At 42.5% G+C, this 18,847-nt stretch carries 18 protein-coding genes and 1 other RNA gene; 10 read left to right on the top strand and 9 right to left on the bottom strand.

Annotated elements, in window-relative coordinates; translation table 11 throughout:
- Positions 1-17: 17 nt before the first annotated feature.
- Entirely contained in the window at positions 18-371 is a 354-nt protein-coding gene (locus J8Z23_RS03285) for an RnfH family protein (protein WP_005391471.1), read from the bottom strand.
- A complete protein-coding gene (locus tag J8Z23_RS03280) occupies positions 361-804 on the bottom strand; it encodes an SRPBCC family protein (protein WP_005391473.1) in 444 nt (147 codons plus the stop codon). Before J8Z23_RS03280 ends, J8Z23_RS03285 begins: the two co-directional genes overlap by 11 nt.
- 118 nt (positions 805-922) lie before the next feature.
- Here J8Z23_RS03280 and smpB point away from each other — a divergent pair, with 118 nt between their 5' ends.
- From smpB to J8Z23_RS03230, 10 genes are all read left to right on the top strand, one after another.
- Positions 923-1,408, top strand: a complete 486-nt coding sequence (gene smpB / locus J8Z23_RS03275; protein WP_005391476.1) for an SsrA-binding protein SmpB — start codon at positions 923-925, stop codon at positions 1,406-1,408.
- A gap of 66 nt (positions 1,409-1,474) precedes the next feature.
- Positions 1,475-1,842, top strand: a transfer-messenger RNA (tmRNA) gene (gene ssrA / locus J8Z23_RS03270).
- 197 nt (positions 1,843-2,039) lie between these two features.
- Positions 2,040-3,287, top strand: coding sequence for an integrase domain-containing protein (locus J8Z23_RS03265; protein WP_434634959.1), 1,248 nt, complete (start codon positions 2,040-2,042; stop codon positions 3,285-3,287).
- Positions 3,288-3,290: 3 nt separating this feature from the next.
- Entirely contained in the window at positions 3,291-4,019 is a 729-nt protein-coding gene (locus tag J8Z23_RS03260; protein WP_434634956.1) for a hypothetical protein, read from the top strand.
- Between the two features lie 105 nt (positions 4,020-4,124).
- On the top strand, positions 4,125-4,313 hold the full coding sequence (locus tag J8Z23_RS03255) for a helix-turn-helix transcriptional regulator (protein WP_434634953.1): 189 nt from the start codon (positions 4,125-4,127) through the stop codon (positions 4,311-4,313).
- 177 nt (positions 4,314-4,490) lie between these two features.
- The gene (locus J8Z23_RS03250; RefSeq protein WP_434634950.1) at positions 4,491-4,922 is read left to right on the top strand and encodes a helix-turn-helix domain-containing protein; all 432 of its coding nucleotides are present in this window, start codon (positions 4,491-4,493) and stop codon (positions 4,920-4,922) included.
- Complete coding sequence (locus J8Z23_RS03245) at positions 4,915-5,157, top strand: hypothetical protein (RefSeq protein ID WP_434634947.1); 243 nt, start codon at positions 4,915-4,917, stop codon at positions 5,155-5,157. The genes J8Z23_RS03250 and J8Z23_RS03245 overlap by 8 nt, the downstream gene beginning before the upstream one ends.
- Positions 5,158-5,212: 55 nt before the next feature.
- The gene (locus tag J8Z23_RS03240) at positions 5,213-5,932 is read left to right on the top strand and encodes a hypothetical protein (RefSeq protein ID WP_434634945.1); all 720 of its coding nucleotides are present in this window, start codon (positions 5,213-5,215) and stop codon (positions 5,930-5,932) included.
- Positions 5,933-5,934: 2 nt separating this feature from the next.
- Positions 5,935-7,428: a terminase gene (locus J8Z23_RS03235; protein ID WP_434634942.1), complete on the top strand. Its 1,494-nt coding sequence runs from the start codon at positions 5,935-5,937 to the stop codon at positions 7,426-7,428.
- 51 nt (positions 7,429-7,479) lie between these two features.
- Positions 7,480-7,929, top strand: a complete 450-nt coding sequence (locus J8Z23_RS03230) for a hypothetical protein (RefSeq protein ID WP_434634939.1) — start codon at positions 7,480-7,482, stop codon at positions 7,927-7,929.
- Positions 7,930-7,934: 5 nt separating this feature from the next.
- Here J8Z23_RS03230 and J8Z23_RS03225 read toward each other — a convergent pair whose 3' ends face one another.
- From J8Z23_RS03225 to J8Z23_RS03195, 7 genes are read right to left on the bottom strand one after another with little or no spacing between them, the layout of a single operon-like run.
- Entirely contained in the window at positions 7,935-8,651 is a 717-nt protein-coding gene (locus J8Z23_RS03225) for a M48 family metallopeptidase (protein WP_434634937.1), read from the bottom strand.
- Positions 8,652-8,662: 11 nt separating this feature from the next.
- Complete coding sequence (locus J8Z23_RS03220; RefSeq protein ID WP_434634934.1) at positions 8,663-11,854, bottom strand: type I restriction endonuclease subunit R; 3,192 nt, start codon at positions 11,852-11,854, stop codon at positions 8,663-8,665.
- Positions 11,841-12,509 (bottom strand): hypothetical protein, encoded by a 669-nt coding sequence (locus J8Z23_RS03215; protein WP_434634931.1) that lies wholly within the window; start codon positions 12,507-12,509, stop codon positions 11,841-11,843. Before J8Z23_RS03215 ends, J8Z23_RS03220 begins: the two co-directional genes overlap by 14 nt.
- Entirely contained in the window at positions 12,502-13,341 is an 840-nt protein-coding gene (locus J8Z23_RS03210; RefSeq protein WP_434634929.1) for a hypothetical protein, read from the bottom strand. The genes J8Z23_RS03215 and J8Z23_RS03210 overlap by 8 nt, the downstream gene beginning before the upstream one ends.
- Entirely contained in the window at positions 13,341-14,585 is a 1,245-nt protein-coding gene (locus tag J8Z23_RS03205; RefSeq protein ID WP_434634926.1) for a restriction endonuclease subunit S, read from the bottom strand. The genes J8Z23_RS03210 and J8Z23_RS03205 overlap by 1 nt, the downstream gene beginning before the upstream one ends.
- Entirely contained in the window at positions 14,578-16,302 is a 1,725-nt protein-coding gene (locus J8Z23_RS03200) for a type I restriction-modification system subunit M (RefSeq protein WP_434634923.1), read from the bottom strand. Before J8Z23_RS03200 ends, J8Z23_RS03205 begins: the two co-directional genes overlap by 8 nt.
- On the bottom strand, positions 16,292-18,739 hold the full coding sequence (locus tag J8Z23_RS03195) for an N-6 DNA methylase (RefSeq protein WP_434634921.1): 2,448 nt from the start codon (positions 18,737-18,739) through the stop codon (positions 16,292-16,294). Before J8Z23_RS03195 ends, J8Z23_RS03200 begins: the two co-directional genes overlap by 11 nt.
- Positions 18,740-18,847: the final 108 nt, after the last annotated feature.

The following is an 18,847-nucleotide window of genomic DNA, read 5'->3' as shown; positions in this document are numbered from 1 at the left end:
TGGGATTGATATCAAGTCTACTTATTCTTACGTACAGAGCTAGGCTTACCACCGGTGACTGGGTCTGCATTCCCCTCGGCTTTAGCCTGCTCCGCCCGCTTACGACGAATCTCTTTCGGGTCTGCGAGTAACGGACGATATATCTCTATTCGATCTCGATCTCGAACGGTCGCATCTAACTTCACATTACGACTAAACACACCCACTTTATTCTTAGATAAATCAATTTCAGGGTATAACTCTAACACGCCAGATTGTCGAATGATCTCTTCTACCGTTGCGTGATTATTCACCACTAAATTAAATACACGCTGTTCATGAGGAAGAGCATAGACAACCTCTACGTGAATCATATCTGACTCAATACTCATAACACTCGTAGACCTGTTTTGCGCGTTTAGTGAATGCATTTACCATGTTACTGGTAAGCTCGTTAAAAACCTTACCGAAGGCCATCTCAATCATTTTACTTGAGAATTCAAACTCAAGCTTTAGCTCAACCTTGCAAGCTTGCTCATCTAGCGCGGTAAAAATCCAACCACCACGCAACGTCTTAAACGGGCCATCCACCAAGTTCATCATAATTGCTTGGCCTGGGATCAACTCATTTGAAGTAGTAAACGTTTTGCTGATACCAGCCTTCGCCACATCGACAGAAGCCACCATACCATTACCCGAAGACTCAATGATTCTAGAGCCCGAGCAACCAGGCAGAAACTCAGGGTATTTAGCAACATCGTTAACCAGATTGAACATCTGTTCGGCGCTAAAAGACACAAGCGCAGAACGGCTGACTTGCTTCATACATACTCCTATCGATACATGTACAGATTTAAAGCTCCTGCCAATTTTACTTTTATTCCACGATTGCGCAAATAAAAGGATTTCCTATCCGATATCCAACCCGTATAATGTCGCTATTATGGCAAAGAAAAAAACGAAACAAAAAGCGGGTAGCAATACTATCGCGCTGAATAAAAAAGCTCGCCACGAGTATTTCATCGATGATGAAATCGAAGCTGGCTTGGAGCTCCAAGGTTGGGAAGTGAAAGCCCTTCGCCAAGGTAAAGCCAATATTTCTGAAAGTTACGTATTTATGCGTGACGGTGAAGCCTTTGTGAGTGGCATGACAATCACTCCTTTAAATCAGGCATCGACACACGTTGTGGCGAACCCCACACGTGTGCGTAAACTACTAATGAGTCGTCGTGAACTAGACAACCTATTCGGACGTGTGAACCGTGAAGGTATGACATTAACGGCGCTCTCTCTGTACTGGTCTCGCTCTTGGGTGAAACTAAAAATTGGCGTAGCAAAAGGTAAAAAGCTGCACGATAAACGTACGGATTTAAAAGAAAAAGACTGGGCAAGAGAGAAAGCACGCGTAATGAAGAGTACACTGCGTTAATCTTGACCACTTAAACGCATATTACTGGACAGCCAATGCTTTTCTGTTACTATGCGAATATTACCTGGGGCTGATTTAGGATTCGACGGGAATTCAGAAGTCTGAGGTGCATGCCGAGGTGCGGTAGGCCTCGTTAACAAACCGCAAAAAAATAGTCGCAAACGACGAAAACTACGCACTAGCAGCTTAATAACCTGCTCAGAGCTCTCTCGCCCTAGCTTCCGCACGTAAGACGGGGAATAACGAGGGATCAAACCCAAACGCGCTAGCCCGGATTCTCCCGCCTGAGAGATGAACGGCGAATTTTAATTCAGGCTAGTCATTCATTAGCGTGTCGGTTCGCAGGTGGGTGGCGAAATTAAAGACCGACTAAGCATGTAGTACCAATGATGAACGGTTTTCGGACGCGGGTTCAACTCCCGCCAGCTCCACCAAATTCGTATACGAAGACGTTCTAGAACGTTTGAAAGCCCCGCTAAGCTCCTAGCCTAGCGGGGCTTTTTGTATCTATAATGTTCGAGATTGTTTTACTAGATTCGGAAAACTTGGTACCAAGCGATGTACCAAGGTGAGTTTAGTACTAAAAATCTTGGTACTAAGTGTGATTTAGTACCCCTCAAGGAGCATTAAGATGGCTAGAAACGTAAAACCTCTCACTTTCACCGAAGTTAACAAAGCTAAACCAAAAGAAAAAGAATACACACTGAGTGATGGACAAGGCTTGATGTTGAGTATCCGACCATCAGGTAGCAAAGTTTGGCTTTTCAAATACCAGAAACCCTTTACCAAAAAACGCACTAATATTTCGTTTGGTAGTTTTCCAGAAATTAGTATTGCCGATGCTCGTAAGTTAAGGCTTGAGGCTCTAACTCTTCTCGCAAAGCAAGTTGACCCTAGAGAACACAAGCAACAACAGACACAAGGGAAACTTGCAGAGCTTGAGCATACCTTCGAAAAAATCTCAGCATCTTGGATGACCGTAAAAAAATCTACCGTTTCTGAAAACTATGCTACGGATATCTGGCGTTCATTTGAGCTACATATATTCCCCAAGCTAGGGAAATTACCTATCAGCAAACTTACGGCAATTGAAACCATCAACACTCTCAAACCAATTGCAGCAAAAGGCTCTCTAGAAACTGTCAAGCGCCTTTGCCAGCGCATTAATGAAGTTATGGATTTTGCCGTAAATACAGGGATTATAAATTCAAACCCTCTAAGCAAGATTCACTCTGCTTTCCACGCCCCTAAAAAGAAAAATATGCCAACGATCACTCCAGAAGAGCTACCTCAATTTATGACGGCTCTATCTAGAGCAAGTATCAAACTTACAACGCGGTGCCTCATTGAATGGCAATTGCATACTATGACAAGACCCAATGAGTCATCTGCCGCCCAGTGGTCTGAGATAGATTGGGAGAAGGAAGTATGGGTAGTCCCAGCAGAACGTATGAAGAATCGTCGTGAGCACTCTATTCCTTTAACCCCTCAAATGCTTGAGCTTCTTGATCTAATGAAACCTATCAGTGCGCATCGAGTGTTTATATTCCCAGCAGATAGAGACCCCAAAAGGCCAACAAATTCTCAAACAGCGAATGCCGCCATTAAGCGTATGGGGTATCACGGAAAATTAGTTTCACACGGGTTAAGAGCGATTGCTAGTACCGCTCTTAACGAGCAAGGCTTCAACCCTGACGTAATAGAAGCCGCGCTTTCCCACGTGGATGGAAATGAAGTACGCCGAGCTTACAACCGCACCGACTACTTAGAACAGCGTCGCCCAGTAATGTGCTGGTGGAGTGAATATATTGAAGCCGCAGCTAGAGGCCTTTCCAATAATACTCTCTCTACTCGAAACCTCAGAGTTATAGGTGATTAGGATATGACCCAAAATAAGACGAATGGTTTTAAAGGAAGGGCTCATCTGCTTCTCCCTAGAACAATGAATGGCGATGAATTCAACTTTCTAACTGAACTTGAGACCCTTATAGAAAGACTACCATCTCTACTTAAAGAACTTCGAGAATATGAAAAAGACTCACCAGTGTCAGATAAAAGAGCATTCGTAACTGAAAGCCAAATCAATTTTGTGAATATTATTTCAAGTGAATTAGCTGACTTCTCTGCTCCTCTTGAAGAAGCACAACTTTTGGCATTGGATAAGCTTCTCTGCTCTGTTTATAAACTAGGAGAACTCAAAGGGTCCCATAACCAATGGGTTATAGATGAGCCTTATGTGGCGGACGCTGAAAAATCTACCTATACAAAATCTAAAACAGCCAAAAAAAACCAATGGACAGCCAATGGCTATCAAAAGCTTACAGCTGCAGACATAACACAACATTTCTACAGCAAGCCTGAAAATAGCAGCATACAAGTCGGTCAACTCTGCGAGATGATTATTGAACTATTTGAAGAAAATAGTAAGCCAACAATTTCTAAAGAGAAACTCGCATCGTTCCTCAAGAAAAACCTAATCATCCCCCCTGAGGCTACGAAAAAAGGAAGGCCTTCCTCTCTCACTAAGAAATTTAAAGCAACCTTCAAACTAGACTACGCGCCATATCTCAACAACGACCACAAAGAAAAAATATCAATAAAATTCAAGTAGTTAAAAAATAAAAATATGACGCTGTATATAGCGTCTATTTTTTCTCTTCCCAAGACATCACAGAATACCCCCGAACAAAACAGCACACATATCCAAGGGGGATACATGAATTCAGAACGAATAATTCGCGAATCAGAACGCTTAGCTATTACAGGAATATCACGCACAACTTGCTGGGAGATGGAAAAGAAAGGTGAGTTCCCTAAAAGAAGGAAACTAGCTCCCAATGGAACCAGCGTTGGCTGGTTACTGAGCGAGCTCATGGAATTTGTTCAAAGCAGAGAAACAGCATAAGCACTGTTTTCTAGTTTATTAATTGGTTTGTTAGTGGGCCAGCTGGATACCAGCTTAATACACACTAGACCATAAGAATAGGTCATAGTGACAACAACAATGTCACTATGACCCTGTCAGAACACTGCATACGAAGCCGTCAAACTCAATGCAGTACAGTGAAGGGGATTATACCAGATGACTCAATTTACAGCCACGAATAGATACTTGATGACTGACGCTTTAGCACTCGGCCTTTCCGGTATAGAAAAAACGACTCTTGTGCACTTAAGCACTTTTGCCGATGGGAAATTACAATGTTTTCCTTCGATTAAAACACTAGCAAAAATTACTGGATTCAGTGAATCAGCAATTAAGCGAGCTATCAAAAAACTTGAAGAACTAAAACTAATTACGAAGAAGCGTCGATATTCATCCTCTGGACCTACAAGCAACCTATACAAGCTTAACACCACAGTACTGCAGGATAATCCGAGTAAGCGTCAAAAACTCAGTAGTACGGTGACTTCGAATGAAACATTCCTAGCTCAAGACGGAAATTACTACTCATGTCCAGCTGAGTTCTACATGAAAAAGCATGGTCAAGTGGGAGACAAACTACATGCGTAATAAATACAACTGGAAACTATTATCTGCCGAATTCCAATTAGCCTCAGTTAAGTATCCTGATCTATCTATGGCTGCTTTTGCCAAGAGCCGAGGGATTCCTGCAAGCACGTTTAGAAAAGCGATCAGAAGAGAGCAAATCAAAGAGCAAAAACGTGAGACTTGTATTCAAAGTAACAATTATAAACTTGCTATGAAGTATATACGGTCAGCCATCTCTCTTTTAAACAACCTTTAAGTCAAGCGTGTTCGGGGGACAACCCTCCCCCAACACCAGTAACGCGGTTACGAACATGAAAAAAGAAATAATGATCAAGTCGCGAGCGGTTAAAGGAAAGGACTATGAGCTAGACCCAACGACTAAGCGCTCTCGCTTCAAAAAAAACAATAATGCGGCATTGATTCACGGTGGATATTCAAAACAGCTCTCACCCGAATTACTCGCCGCTGTAATAGACAACGATCTCGGCTTTGAAGTTGGCATACTCAAAGGTCAACTTTCAAATCTAGCGGTGATGGGAGAGCAACTAATCCAAGAGCTCCACCAGCAAGGAGAATCATCGACAGCTCTGAGTGTTGCCTTATCATGTGCAGATCGAGCCTCTAAGCTGGTACCTCAGATACAGAAAGCACTTGAGTCACCAATAGTCTTAGACACTGATTTTGACCCCAAAAAAAGAAGGCTAAAAAATCGTTGGTTAAAGCGTTTTCATACTGGCGATTGCTCCGCAACCGACATTGCCTACCAATTTGAAATTAACGACTTAGGGCAACCTCCACTCTATGTCATGAAAAAACTTGAAGTAGAGATTAAGAGTGATCCATCCGATATAGATGATGCTCAATACAGTCGAGAAGAAATTCAACAACAGCTAATGGAGTATTGGAAAGAAACTGCATCTGAAGAACAGCGTCGCAATGAAAGAGAAGAAGCTATCCAGCAAGAGAAGAAACGGATTTCAGACCACTTCTTCAGCTCATCGAATACTAACGACTCAAACCAAGCAGAATAAACATGGCAAAGATTAGAACAGCACTGTCCGATCCACGCTACCTTGAGTTAATAAAACAGTTCCAACATGACTGGGTAGGCTTTGCGGCAGTTATTGCCAAGAAAAAGCCAACATGGCAGCAACGGAAAATTATTGAGGCAGTGCAGGTTAAAGGATCTAGGGTATCGGTTTCGAGCGGTCACGGCACAGGTAAAAGTGATATGACAAGCATTATGATATTGGCATTCATCATTCTCTATCCAGAAAGCCGTGTCGTAGTCGTGGCGAATAATGCCGCGCAAGTTAGAAATGTCATTTGGAAATACATCAAAGTCAATTTCAGAACTATATGTAATTCGATTCCGTGGCTAGCTTCCTATTTCGAACTCAATGAACGTGAATTTTTTGCGGTTGGTTACAAAGGTGTGTGGAGTTGTATAGCTAAATCAGCTCGTTTAGGTCAAGAGGAAGCTCTTGCTGGCGAGCACTGCCACACCTACCTAGTAGTCGTAGATGAAGCCAGTGGACTTCCTGATAAAGCTTTACAGGTACTGAGTTCAGCCTTGACCGAAGCACACAACAATATGTGTTTGCTAAGTCAGCCAACTCGCAGTTCCGGCTTTTTCTACGATACACACCACCGTCTGGCAAAGACATCTAGCAATCCTGATGGTATCTGGAGCGCCATAACTCTTAGTTCAGAAGAGTCCCCTTTGGTTACACCCGAGTTCATAGGAGAGAAGCTACTCTCCTATGGAGGAGAAGATGCGGCAGAGTACCAGATAAAAGTACTTGGCCGTTTCCCTAACAGCATGGAAGGATACCTTTTGAGCAGAACTGATTGTGAACGTTCTGCCAGAGCTCAAATTGACCTACGGGGAAAAGAATGGGGATGGGTCGCCTCCTGTGATGTTGGCAATGGTCGAGACAAGTCTGTAATCAATATTTGTAAAGTATCTTTAGACTCGCCAGAACATAGGCTGGTGGAGTCGCATCAAATTCTCGAAATGAGTCCGGATATTGACCCTATTGATTTTGCCTACGAGATCCAGAAAGTCATAGAGCCATATCAAAACCAAAATATCACCGTTCTGATCGATGGCGATGGTGTTGGTTTTTCCACGGTAAAGACTGTAAGAGAATTAGGCATCGACGCCCAAGAGGTTCGATGGGGTAAACCTGTTTTTAATAGCGATGCCAAAAGCCGTTTCATCAATAAGCGCGCTTATAGCCATATAATGATGCGTAATGCTGTCAAAACTGGGCGAATAAAAATTGACCCTAGTGAAATGACCAAAGATCAGATGAGCCGACTTCCTGTATTCATCAATGAAGCCGGACAATGGGTTATTACTTCAAAAAAGGAAATGCGAGAAAAGCACAACATAAAGTCACCGGATCGCTCCGATACATATTGCTTTATGTTCCTAGCATGCCCAAGAAGCTCACTCGATATGACTGACAACCTTGAAAGAAACATTCTACTCGCAGAGTTCTTTGACTTAGATGACGAATGAACAAACTCCGCGCGTGCACTAATTACCACTTAAAATCAAGAGGATATAACTTTGTTTTGTGAAGAATTATCAAAAGAAGTAAAAGCAACACTGCTAGAAATACAATATTCCCTCAAGCTTACTGCTGTTACGAAAAAGTGCAGTATATCTATGAAAGAGGCTGAAGCTCTTTTATGCAATGGTCTCGTAGTTGACTTCGTTGTCAAAGACTTGGGATTTGAACTGACGCATGTCAACAAAGATAACATCTCAAATCCAGGTCTGATATTAGAGGAGGTCAATGAAGCCATTAACTTAGCCGACTTCCCATTTAATAATGAAATTAATGGGTTAGATTACATTGTTACTGCTATAGACTTTGCTCTGGGGCTTAGTTCATACCAACACATCATCTCAGATGCGTACCAATCTCAATTCCCTAGAGAGCCTTTAACAATTTTGAACGGCATCGAGCTCAAGACATGCTGGGATGACTACTCTTTCGAGCCCATCCAAAAGTAAATAAACTAAACACTCAATCCATGCCCGTTTACTCTTAACCACTCTTTGTGTTCTTTGTAATCGGGCATAACTCGCTCGACCTCTTTCCAGAACTGAGGTGAATGATCGTGGTGGATTAGATGACAGAGTTCATGTACCACCACGTAATCCACTACTCGGTTTGGTGCCATAACAATCACCCAGTTGAACTCTAAATCTCCGTAAGGGGTACAACTACCCCACCGACTTTTAAAGTCTCTAACCCGAATCACACCTGTTTCGACACCAACAATGTTCGCATAGCGCAAAACCTTTTCACGAACCTTCTTATTGGCATGGCGCTTATACCAGTTAACCAAAGCACGGCGAATGTAATGCGCCTGAGTGGATGGGTCTGGCACGGTTACAGTGATGCGCCCATTAAGCAACTTAGTAGGCGTTAAATCGCCCATAAGCACTTTTAAGCGATAATTACGCCCTAAGTAAGGAAACGCCTCACCTGAAACATATTCTCGCGCTAAGGATGGGCTATGAGCTTGATAATGAGCTAATTTATCAAGTATCCAACTGTGCTTATCTGCAAGAATTTCATCTATTTTTTCTTGCTCTAATAGCTTGGGGACAATGATAGTCACCTCCCCTTCATCAACTTTAAGTGATGCCGTTTTCTTTCTTGAAGTACGCTCCACCAGCACACTGTAACTGGCTGTATGAATAAGCTCTGGTTGATGATTTTTCGTCATGTTTCGCTCAATCATTTATTGCCGAACTTGTGCTGAGCGAGCTCCATAAAGCGTTCTTGAAGAGCACGTACCAGTGCTTTGTCACCAAACGGCTGATCAAGCACAGCGCGTTTTATCTCTTTCTTCATCCGCTTAACTTCATCTTGCTTAGCAAAGAAATCAATTATTTCCGTGGCTTCATTTAACATGGCTACCAGAGTTTGCGTGGTGTCTTTAATAGCTTCATGGATGTTTTCATCAATCACATCGCCATCATTAGCGTTAGTCACCTCGGCAATTAAGATATTGTAAAAAGCGAACTCAGTTTCGTTTAGCCCAACATCTTGAGCCGCTTGCTGGTGGGCTGAGCCAATGTCATCAGTCATGGCAATCAGTAACTCAAGCTGCAGAGCCCATTGACCAGACGTTTTCTCAATAATATCCCTCAGTCTAAGGCTCAAAGAACGGTAGTACTCAGGGTCATCATCAAGATTAATCGTTATATGATGCTTGATAGCGCTCTCTATCTCAGAGGCTTTAGATTCATCTGATTTACTTGGCTTAATCGTATCTTTGAAGTTGGCTGCCAATAAGTCCACTGGAGGGATTTTAGGATCGACCCCTGTACTCAAAATATGCTCATCAACTAACTGTCGTACTTTTTCACCAATCTCACGCATATCTAAACCAGCGTCTCGATACATGGTTCGCGATGCATTGTGTACTTTTCCTAGCAACTTCATATCTGGGATAAAAGGAGCAGCACTCGCATCAGGCAATATTACGTTGAGCTGTTTGGCAAAAAGTTTGAACGCTACATCAAATTGAGCACGAGTAGCTTCATCTTTAAGCGCGAGAACATAATCATCAATATCATCGCTATCAATATGCTTAAAGAATGACATTGCACGGGTATGTTTCGCTTTAAGCTTTGGAATCTCGTCTTTGAGGCTTTGATACGTCCCTTCGACATCTTCACTACTAAACAAATCAAGCGCTTCGGTTAGGTGCGTTGCAAGACCATAATAGTCGACGATGTAGCCACAAGTTTTACCTTTATACGTGCGATTCACACGAGCAATTGCTTGCATTAATGTATGATCTTGCAGTTTTCTGTCGATATACATGACCTGTGCAATCGGTGCATCAAAGCCAGTTAACAGCATATCCTTAACGATAAGAAACGCCGTGTTATCAAACTTCTTGTCCTTTTCTTCAGTGCCAGCTTTATCCAAGCCAAAAGGCTTTTTAAAGTTCGCAATCACCTTTTTTTGATGTGCTTTGTCGGTGTACTTAGCGATGTATTGCTTATCGTTGTGGTCACCAGAAATGATCACTTCAGAAGGCAGGGCCCCAAGCTCATCAAGTGTCTTTTTGAAAACTGCAGCGGCATGGCGGCTACCAACAACAATCATTGCTTTAAAGCCATCAGGACGAATGTGCTCTTTATAGTGCTTAAGCAAATCAAGGCAGACCCAACGGATGCGTGCAGGCGCTTCACGCACGGCGCGTTCTACACCGTACTTTTTCTTAATTTCGCGCTGTTCTTCTTCTGTGTATTCACCAAAGTATTCTTCAAACAACTTATCAAGAGATTCTCCAGCAACTTCAGACTTAACCTCTCGACCTTCATACAGCAGGCGTACTGTCGCCCCGTCTTCTACTGCTTGGTTGATTTTGTACTCGTCAATATAGCCACCAAATGCTTGCCCCATTTTCTGGGTTTTAAGCAGTGGTGTCCCCGTAAAGCCAACCTTGGGCGCATTAGGCAGTGCAGCATTGATAGTCATCGCAAGACCACCAAACTGAGTACGGTGTGCTTCATCAGCCAGTACAATGATTTTTTCGCTAGGGTTTAGATCTTTAAACCCTTCTGCAGCTTTCGGTTGTTTCTCTTGTTCTTTCTCTAAATCAGAGAACTTCTGAACCATCGCAGTAACCAGATCTGAGCTGTCTTTTTTTAGTAGCTCTTTAAGCTCATTCACTGAGCCAGCGTTATAAACGGTTTCACCTTGCGCATCACGGAAAGTATTAGAGAGCTGCTCATCGAGCTGAGTTCTATCGGTAATGAATACCAACTTGTATTGCTGTAGTTCAGGATCACGGCGCATCTTGACTGCTAGCATGACCATGGTTAGAGATTTACCACTACCCTGCGTATGCCACACCACGCCAGATTTTTCTCTTCGGTCTTTACCTGTTTTTAAGCGTTGGATGACCTTATTAACAGCGCGATACTGCTGATAACGCGCAACTTTCTTAATGATTTTGCCATCGTCAGTTTCATAGATGATGAAGTTTTGCAAAATATCTAAGAAGTTATCCAAGCTAAACATGCCTGCAAGTAATCGCTGCTGCGCTGTTACACGAGTCAGGACTTCGTAAGTGGCTTTTTCTTCGGCAGCTTGTAAGAACTCAACTTGGCTTTCTGCCTCGGAGTTGTCATTCACAACATCGTCAGGAAGCTGAACGTCCACGGCAGAACGAAACGTCACTACATTATCGTGTAGTGATTGCTGAGCTAGCTCTTCATCACTGTATGGGTAGGCATCTTTCCAATCCCCATAGTGCTGACTGCTAGAGCTAATAGTGCCGACTTTCGCTTGGTCGCGACAGGTAGAAACCATCAATTGGTTATACCAAAATAGCTTTTCCGCACCTTCTTCATTTTCTTGTTCACGTAGGTTGGCGTAACGACGAAGCTGGTCAATTCCGTGACTCATAGGATCAGAGATGTACGGCGATTTACACTCAATGACTGCAAGAGGAATGCCGTTAACAAAACAGATTATGTCAGGGATAATGTTTTGCGCCCCTTCGACTTTAAACTGGTTAGTCACTAAGAACTCATTGTTGGACGGCGTATCGAAGTCGATAAGTTTAACGGTTTGCCCTTTACGCCCTTTACCGAGGTCTTGCTCTACCGATAGGTAGTTAACCATGGTTTGGTAGAAAGCATGGTTGTACTCCATCAAAGCAGCAAAATTGGGGTGCGTAACTTCCCTAGATACCTTTCGCAGGTTCTCTTCACTTATCCAAGGATTAATGCGTTTGATAGCTGCCTCTAAGCGCTTCACCAGTATGACATCACGTAGATAAGTACGTTCTTGATTTACGTGTTCAGGGGAAAGGGATTTGCCTTGTACGTAGGTCCAGCCAAGCTTAACTAACTGAGCAATTGCAGGCGCTTCTACTTTATCGAATTCGTTATTATTGCTGCCCATCGCCAACCACCTTCTTATGTTGTTCCGAAGCAGCAGTTAAAGCCGAATCAATAAACTCTCTCGTTTTACTTGCGATCTTTCTAACTGCATCTTCTTCAAGTAAATAAGACATCGGTAGTTCGAACCCGCAACTAATAATCGGGTAACGGTCAGGGTCTATTTGAGGTAATGGCGAATCATTAAATTTAGGATGCTGACAACAATTCCAAACTTCGTAGTACCAATTTGCATTTTCGTTCTTAAATGGAGTGTAAATACTGACTTTTAGCAAGCTCTGCGCCTCTTCTACACCGATGGGTAGTGATAAGCCATCTGGCTGCCCTCCATTTGCAGCATCCGAGTCTACGCCAGTATCTGAATCAACCATAAACTCCACTAGGAACTCACCTATTCGCAGTTTGTGAACATCTTCTACGTTCTTAAACACATAGTAAGTTGAAAGTGCAGGTAACATGTCCCATTGCCAATTCTCAAAGGGATTGGTCGTCAACTTGGAAGGACGAGCAAACTCTTTAGGAGTCCACACATAGAAATCTAGCTCTAACTCTTTGCTTATCTGCTCTATAGTCGGAAGGAGGCGTTGATAATACGCCGCCAATAAGCGGTGAGCGGTTCGAATTTGTAGGAATAGATCGTCTTTGTTTTCATTATTCATTGTTATACCTAGGCCAAGCCAACAGAGCGTCTAAGGTGACGGGTTTGAAGTCATGGTTAATAAGACTTTGAACTGATTGATGCGAAACATCCAAAATAGCACCTTGATTAATATCAACAGCACTAAGCAATGGGTGACTAAGGGACAAAACAGGGAAGGAGTGCTTACGTAGCTTGTCCCATTTGAAGTTACTGACATTCAAGCCATACAGAGCGAGAGCTTTGAGCATGTCATTTAAAACCCGTTTATCTGTTTTGGATAAACGGCTATCCGACAACTTTTCAACTAAGCAATCCGCTATAGGCTGCCATTTAATAGCGCCGACACAAATCAAGTTATCAAATTCATTGAGTAACTCACTTTCCCAGTTAAGTACGGAAGTATCATCAACGCGACCAATGGCAAGAAAATAAAGCGGGAGACTTTCGCCCTCTTCTGACTGAAGGAAAGAACCGACTTCTCGCCGCCATTGAGTAAAATACTGATCACCACCAGCAGGAGGTTTTACTTCCACGATTAGATTGGCTTTTTCAAAACGGATGATTAAGTCGGGTTCAACTTGCCTGGTATGCCCTTTTTCTTCAAAGGTGTACCTAGGCCAGTAATCAATGGTAATGAATGTCCCAAAGAGCTCAGCTAAAGCCGTAACTTTACCCTTAAAGCAGAACTCAAGTAGTTGGAACTGAAGAGAGTCAGACAAATAAGCGAAACGCTCAAACACTATTGAGGTAAGCAAATCTTCACGAGCTTTGAACAAGCTAGCCCAACGAACCGAGGTTTGCCCGTCATGTTCGATACGCCCTGCTTTGCCGTGAAGAATTGCTTTTAGCATTAGCTCTCTACCTTAACGCGAACCTTGCCTGTAAGGAGATCTTGCATAAGGGCTTTTTTCAAGTGCTTCTGTTGATTCAATTTGTTTACGAGTGCATCTACTTTATTTCTCACACTACAAATAGACTTAGCAATTAGTTCCTGCTCATCAGTACTTGGTAAAGCAATACTCAGTTCTTTTATAGCTTTTAAACTTAAACTTGGCTGCGCGCCTACAGCAACAGCATCGTCCATCTGCTGCCTAATTATTTGCGAATTCAGATAGATAAACAAATAATTAGAATCAATATGTACTGGACGAATTGATGCTGTGTTTTGTCCAAGACAAAACTCTTTTGTGTCACCGATATAGGATGTCGCACCAAAGTAAGCCCCAACACGAGCAATTAATGTATCTCCAAAACGAGGACGATAATTTTTAGAAAATGTGTCAAAAGTATCTTTATCGACATTCATTGCACCAGAAATGTTTAGCACTTCCGACTGCCTAATCTCTGTAACTCGAACCATTGGCTTCCCTGACTCAGTAAATCTAGGAGTTTTATGCATTGAGTCCACGACTGTAGCCAAAGAGTCTAAACGACGTACCTCCCACCCTTTCGGAATTCTACCCACAGGAGAGTCTTTAAACTCGGTATGTGGCTTACCATCTACACCAACGCCACGGGTAAGAAGCTCTTGCATCATGCCTGTTTTTAGGTCTTTGAGCTTGTCGATTTGCGCCTGTGTTTTTTCAATCACATCATCTACAGAAGTGAGGATAGCAGCGATTTTCTTTTGCTCTGGGAGTGGAGGGAGGTCAATTGGCAGTGAATTAATATCATCTAACTTAATCCCTTTAACCGTAGATCCAGTCCCCATGTGTGCGATAACTTCAGCTTTCGACAAATACCACTGCAATAAATATTCACTTTCTAGTATTGGTTTTGGGTAAAAAGCCTTTAAATCCTGATTTATCGCCACTTCCCTATCAAACACAACAGCCTTACCAACAGCCATCCGACTAGCCAAAATCATTGTGTTAGCAGGAACTAGCTTACTGGCACTTTGTTTTAGACCATTCAAAGAAATAGATTCAAGCGTTGATTGAAGCCGTATCCCTTTTAAGTCTTTAACTGTCGCCCAAGGAAGAGCTCCATTCCAAAATTTAGGTTCGGTACGAGAAGGTGTACCTCCACCTTCAATCTTTGATGCCAGCTCACCTAAGTTATATGCTCTCCATCCTTCAGGCACCACATTATTCATAACCTAGTTCCTTCAAGTAACTGTGCATCACCTGCTCAGCTTCTAGTACTTGCTGGTCTAACTCATGCAGCGATACGTGGTATTTATCCCACCATCTTTCTAGCTGTGTGATAACCTTGGCCTCTACATCACCTGCAACTTCGCGAATCTGCTCTTTGCTTTCGATGCTTGGTTTAAAGGCGTAGTAATCATCGTTGGTTTTATCGAACACTAAAGAAATATCGAACCCTGTTAGGGTTTCCTCTTCAATGTATTCGTTATGTACTTCACGAGCAGGAATGCCACCGTGAAGAATCGCACGTACATCAAAGATTTCTGCTGGTGGTGAGGTATCGGCATAACGGCGAATATTAAGGTTAAAGTCATTCTCTGCAATTTCTGAGTAGTTCACCACTTTCGCGTAGCGTTTCACATCCACATAGTTATCGAAGGTTTCAACAATCTTTGTAATGTCTTGTGGGCGCAGTTTATTCTGGTTTTTGCCCTCTTCAAACTCAAGTTCAGAGTTGATGAACAGCACTTTGCCTCTGCGTTCTGCCGCTTTATTCTTGTTGATGATAAGCAGGCAAGCAGGAATGCCCGTGCCGTAGAACAAGCCAGATGGCAGACCAATCACCGCCTCTAGCAAATCGTCTTCCAAAATACCTTGGCGAATCGCTTTTTCACTTGAACCACGGAATAGCACACCATGAGGCATAACCACACCGACCATACCTTCATTGTTGGTACTCGCAATCATGTGCTGAACAAAGGCTAAATCACCCGCATCTTTTGGCGGCGTACCATAAGGGAAGCGTCCAAAACCATCGTTATCACACTCGTCTTTACCCCATTTCTTTAGTGAGAAAGGCGGGTTGGCAATAACGCGATCAAAACTTAATAGCTCACCACCTTCGGTATGCTTAGGCTCGCGCAGAGTGTCGCCTTTGCGGATATCTGCACTTTGTACGCCATGTAAGAACATGTTCATCTTACAGATTGCCCACGTATTCAGGTTCATCTCTTGCCCGAATAGCGATAGATTGGCAGGGTTTTCACCGTGCTCTTTTAGGTAGTTGCGAGTCTGAACCAACATACCGCCAGAGCCCGTTGTTGGATCGTAAATACGCATACCAGCATGAGGTTTCAGCAGTGCCACCAGCAGTTGTACCACTTCACTTGGGGTATAGAACTCTCCGCCTTTTTTGCCTGCACTGTCCGCAAACATTTTGATTAGGTATTCGTAAGCCGTACCCAACATATCAGAGCGTTCAAAGTCTTCATTACGCAAACGATGCTTACTGAAGTGCGAAAGCAAGTCGCGCAGCTTGGCATCAGAAAGCTTGTTTTTAATATTAAAGTCGATGGTCACCAACACACCTTCTAGGGATGGGTTATGTTCTTCAATCGCTTCTGTCGCTTTGTTGAGGCTTTCACCGATGTTATGTTTTAGATCTTTCAACTCAGACCAACGAGCACTTTTCGGAACAAAGAAAGTCTTGTCATACTCATCTTCATCATCGGCCAATTCTTCAGCCTGAGCCTGAGTTTTACCTTTACTGAGGTAATACTGAACCACGCCTTCTCGCGCTTCTTCAAATGCATCCGACATGCGTTTTAAGAACATCATGCCGAAGATATAATCTTTAAATTCAGAGGCATCCATGTTACCACGAAGGATATCAGCAGTTTCCCAAAGGAAAGATTCAAGCTGCTGGAGAGTGAGTTTATCGTTCATTTAATAGTGCTACTTTAAAGTGATTCTGTATGTATCTTAACATTTCTTGGCCTGTTAGTGCGGGAGAGGAAGTGTCTGTCCTCACATGAAATTTCTCATTATCTAAGAAAACTGGAGATGGGGAGGCTGTACAATCGATGCGAGCGACTGTTTTTTCGTCAATATTGATCTCCGTTAATCTACAGTATTGATGATAATCTCTTACCAAGCGCGACTCTAGCTGCGCACCTAGCTCTTGAAAATAATTATCTACTTTCTTCCAACCACACCTTTTCATCTCTCGATCTATTCCGATGACCTTTCCCTTATCATTGACCCCAATCAACAGGGTACCACCTTCGGTATTCATAAAAGAGGCGATATCTTTAATTACTTCGCCCTGAACATCCCTATCTTTGGCAAGCTTTCCGTTATCAGAATAAATGACATCTGCATTAGCAAAGAATGACTGTTTGAACTCCATCTGCCGAGTTTCACCAAACGAAATAAGATGCTGCACATGCTTGGCGTCTGTCATTCGTGAAAGTGTATAAACCATCGAATCCGTTTTGTCTTCAATCTCCTGATACTGCTTAGGCTCTGTGGTTAATTTAGAAAAGAAAGTATCTATTTGTTGCTTGGCTAATTGTAGCTTTGAAGCGACTTTTATAACTTCTGTTTGCTCTGTGGTTGAAGGGAGCGGGATACTTAGAGATTGAATGGACTTAGCCTGAAGCATTTGTATACTTGCCCCCGTAGGGATACTTCGTAGCATCAATCGGCCTAAGTTGGATTCAAAAAACAATTTTGCGTATTCATTTATTAGTTTTTCTTTACAAAACTCAACTCTAATAAAATTGACATTGTTTGTGTCTAGCTCAGTCAAGTCTATTTTTATCGGTTCTTTGTGGGGGCGATATCGTGTCAGGTAAATTGAGTTAGGGACTATCTCCTCATCTACTTTTTTAACCACCTTTACCGACCTAACTAATTTGTCATTTCCAAGAGATATGCGCTCAAAGCCCTCGTGGTGTTTTAGTAACTCTTCCATTTCCCGAACGATGGGAGAGTCGTCAATGTACCGCTTTATTTTTAAACTAGCGTCATTGGCAACCAACTCACCAACATCAACAACCTTACTAAAAGTTCCAATTGATTCGAACTTATCAAACGCATCAACGACCCGAAGAATATCTTCTTGCCTAATCTTATTCATCGAGGGCGTCGATTCAAAATGATGAGAAGCATCAATAAAAATCACTTTGTTTTTTCTAGATTTTTCTTTCTTCTTGTTCAATATCAGCAAGCACATTGATATTGTGGTTCCATATAGCAAACCCGATGGTAAACCAATGACTGCTTCAACTAAGTCGTCTGCTAACATTCCTTGGCGGATTCTTCTTTCACTTGCTCCGCGAAACAATATTCCATGAGGGATAACCACCCCAACTATGCCATCATTGTTGGCACTAGCAATCATGTGCTGAACAAAAGCTAAATCACCTGCATTTTTCGGGGGCGTACCGTATGGAAAACGCTCAAAGATATCTTTATCACATTCGTCTTTTCCCCAGTCTCTCAATGAGAAAGGTGGATTAGCAATAACACGATCAAAGCTCATCATCTTATCGTCATGGATATGCTTCGGCTCTCGGAGAGAATCACCCATACGTATGTCGGCACTCTGCACCTCATGCAAGAACATATTCATCTTACAAACCGCCCACGTACTTGGGCTCAATTCTTGCCCAAATAGAGACAGGCTTGAGACATTTTCACCGTTTATAGCAAGATACTTACGAGCTTGAAGTAGCATACTTCCCGAGCCAGCGGTTGGATCATATATACTCATTCCCGCTCGTGGCTTTAATAATGCCACCAGCAATTGTGACACCTCACTTGGTGTATAAAACTCACCACCTTTAGTACCAGCCTTATCAGCAAACGTTTTGATTAGCTGTTCATATACTTCACCTAATAGCTCAGGATACTCCAAATCTTCATTACCTAAGCGGTGCTGATCAAAGTGAGAAAGTAAACTACGTAACTTAGCATCAGTGAATTTAGTCTTAATCTTGAAATCAGTTGTGACCCAAACGCCTTCTAGTACCGAGTTATGCTCTTCAATTGTAGCGATAGCTTTGTTAAGGCTTTCACCAATATCGTGCTTTATATTTTTTAGTGAAGGCCAGCGAGCAGATTTGGGAATGTAAAAAGCATTGCTGTACTGGTGTTTGTCATCCGCTAAGGCTTTTGCTTGTTCTGGAGTTTTACCTTTGTATAAGCATGATTGGATAACTTTCTCTTGTTCTTCTTCGAAAACGTCAGAAATTCGCTTTAAAAACATAATGCCAAAGATGTAGTCTTTGAGCTCAGAAGGAGCAAGAGAATCACGAAGTATATTAGCGGCCTCCAGAAGAAAGGATTCTAACTGTTGGAGAGTTAATTTCTGAGACATACTTGATTACCTATATAAAACACATATCTGTGAAACGGAAAATTATTTTTATTCAACCTGATTTATATAGGAGTAGATGTTACGAGGGTGCAATAGAGGAATCAATGC

The sequence above is a fragment of the Vibrio sp. SCSIO 43086 genome (assembly GCF_051132235.1).
GTDB classification, from domain to species: Bacteria; Pseudomonadota; Gammaproteobacteria; order Enterobacterales; family Vibrionaceae; genus Vibrio; species Vibrio diabolicus.
This window is presented reverse-complemented; position numbering and strand designations above follow the sequence as displayed.

Coding starts and splice junctions, on each gene's coding strand:
- J8Z23_RS03285 (WP_005391471.1), bottom strand. CDS start 371: ATGAGTATTGAGTCAGATATGATTCACGTAGAGGTTGTCTATGCTCTT.
- J8Z23_RS03280 (WP_005391473.1), bottom strand. CDS start 804: ATGAAGCAAGTCAGCCGTTCTGCGCTTGTGTCTTTTAGCGCCGAACAG.
- smpB (WP_005391476.1), top strand. CDS start 923: ATGGCAAAGAAAAAAACGAAACAAAAAGCGGGTAGCAATACTATCGCG.
- J8Z23_RS03265 (WP_434634959.1), top strand. CDS start 2,040: ATGGCTAGAAACGTAAAACCTCTCACTTTCACCGAAGTTAACAAAGCT.
- J8Z23_RS03260 (WP_434634956.1), top strand. CDS start 3,291: ATGACCCAAAATAAGACGAATGGTTTTAAAGGAAGGGCTCATCTGCTT.
- J8Z23_RS03255 (WP_434634953.1), top strand. CDS start 4,125: ATGAATTCAGAACGAATAATTCGCGAATCAGAACGCTTAGCTATTACA.
- J8Z23_RS03250 (WP_434634950.1), top strand. CDS start 4,491: ATGACTCAATTTACAGCCACGAATAGATACTTGATGACTGACGCTTTA.
- J8Z23_RS03245 (WP_434634947.1), top strand. CDS start 4,915: ATGCGTAATAAATACAACTGGAAACTATTATCTGCCGAATTCCAATTA.
- J8Z23_RS03240 (WP_434634945.1), top strand. CDS start 5,213: ATGAAAAAAGAAATAATGATCAAGTCGCGAGCGGTTAAAGGAAAGGAC.
- J8Z23_RS03235 (WP_434634942.1), top strand. CDS start 5,935: ATGGCAAAGATTAGAACAGCACTGTCCGATCCACGCTACCTTGAGTTA.
- J8Z23_RS03225 (WP_434634937.1), bottom strand. CDS start 8,651: ATGACGAAAAATCATCAACCAGAGCTTATTCATACAGCCAGTTACAGT.
- J8Z23_RS03220 (WP_434634934.1), bottom strand. CDS start 11,854: ATGGGCAGCAATAATAACGAATTCGATAAAGTAGAAGCGCCTGCAATT.
- J8Z23_RS03215 (WP_434634931.1), bottom strand. CDS start 12,509: ATGAATAATGAAAACAAAGACGATCTATTCCTACAAATTCGAACCGCT.
- J8Z23_RS03210 (WP_434634929.1), bottom strand. CDS start 13,341: ATGCTAAAAGCAATTCTTCACGGCAAAGCAGGGCGTATCGAACATGAC.
- J8Z23_RS03205 (WP_434634926.1), bottom strand. CDS start 14,585: ATGAATAATGTGGTGCCTGAAGGATGGAGAGCATATAACTTAGGTGAG.
- J8Z23_RS03200 (WP_434634923.1), bottom strand. CDS start 16,302: ATGAACGATAAACTCACTCTCCAGCAGCTTGAATCTTTCCTTTGGGAA.
- J8Z23_RS03195 (WP_434634921.1), bottom strand. CDS start 18,739: ATGTCTCAGAAATTAACTCTCCAACAGTTAGAATCCTTTCTTCTGGAG.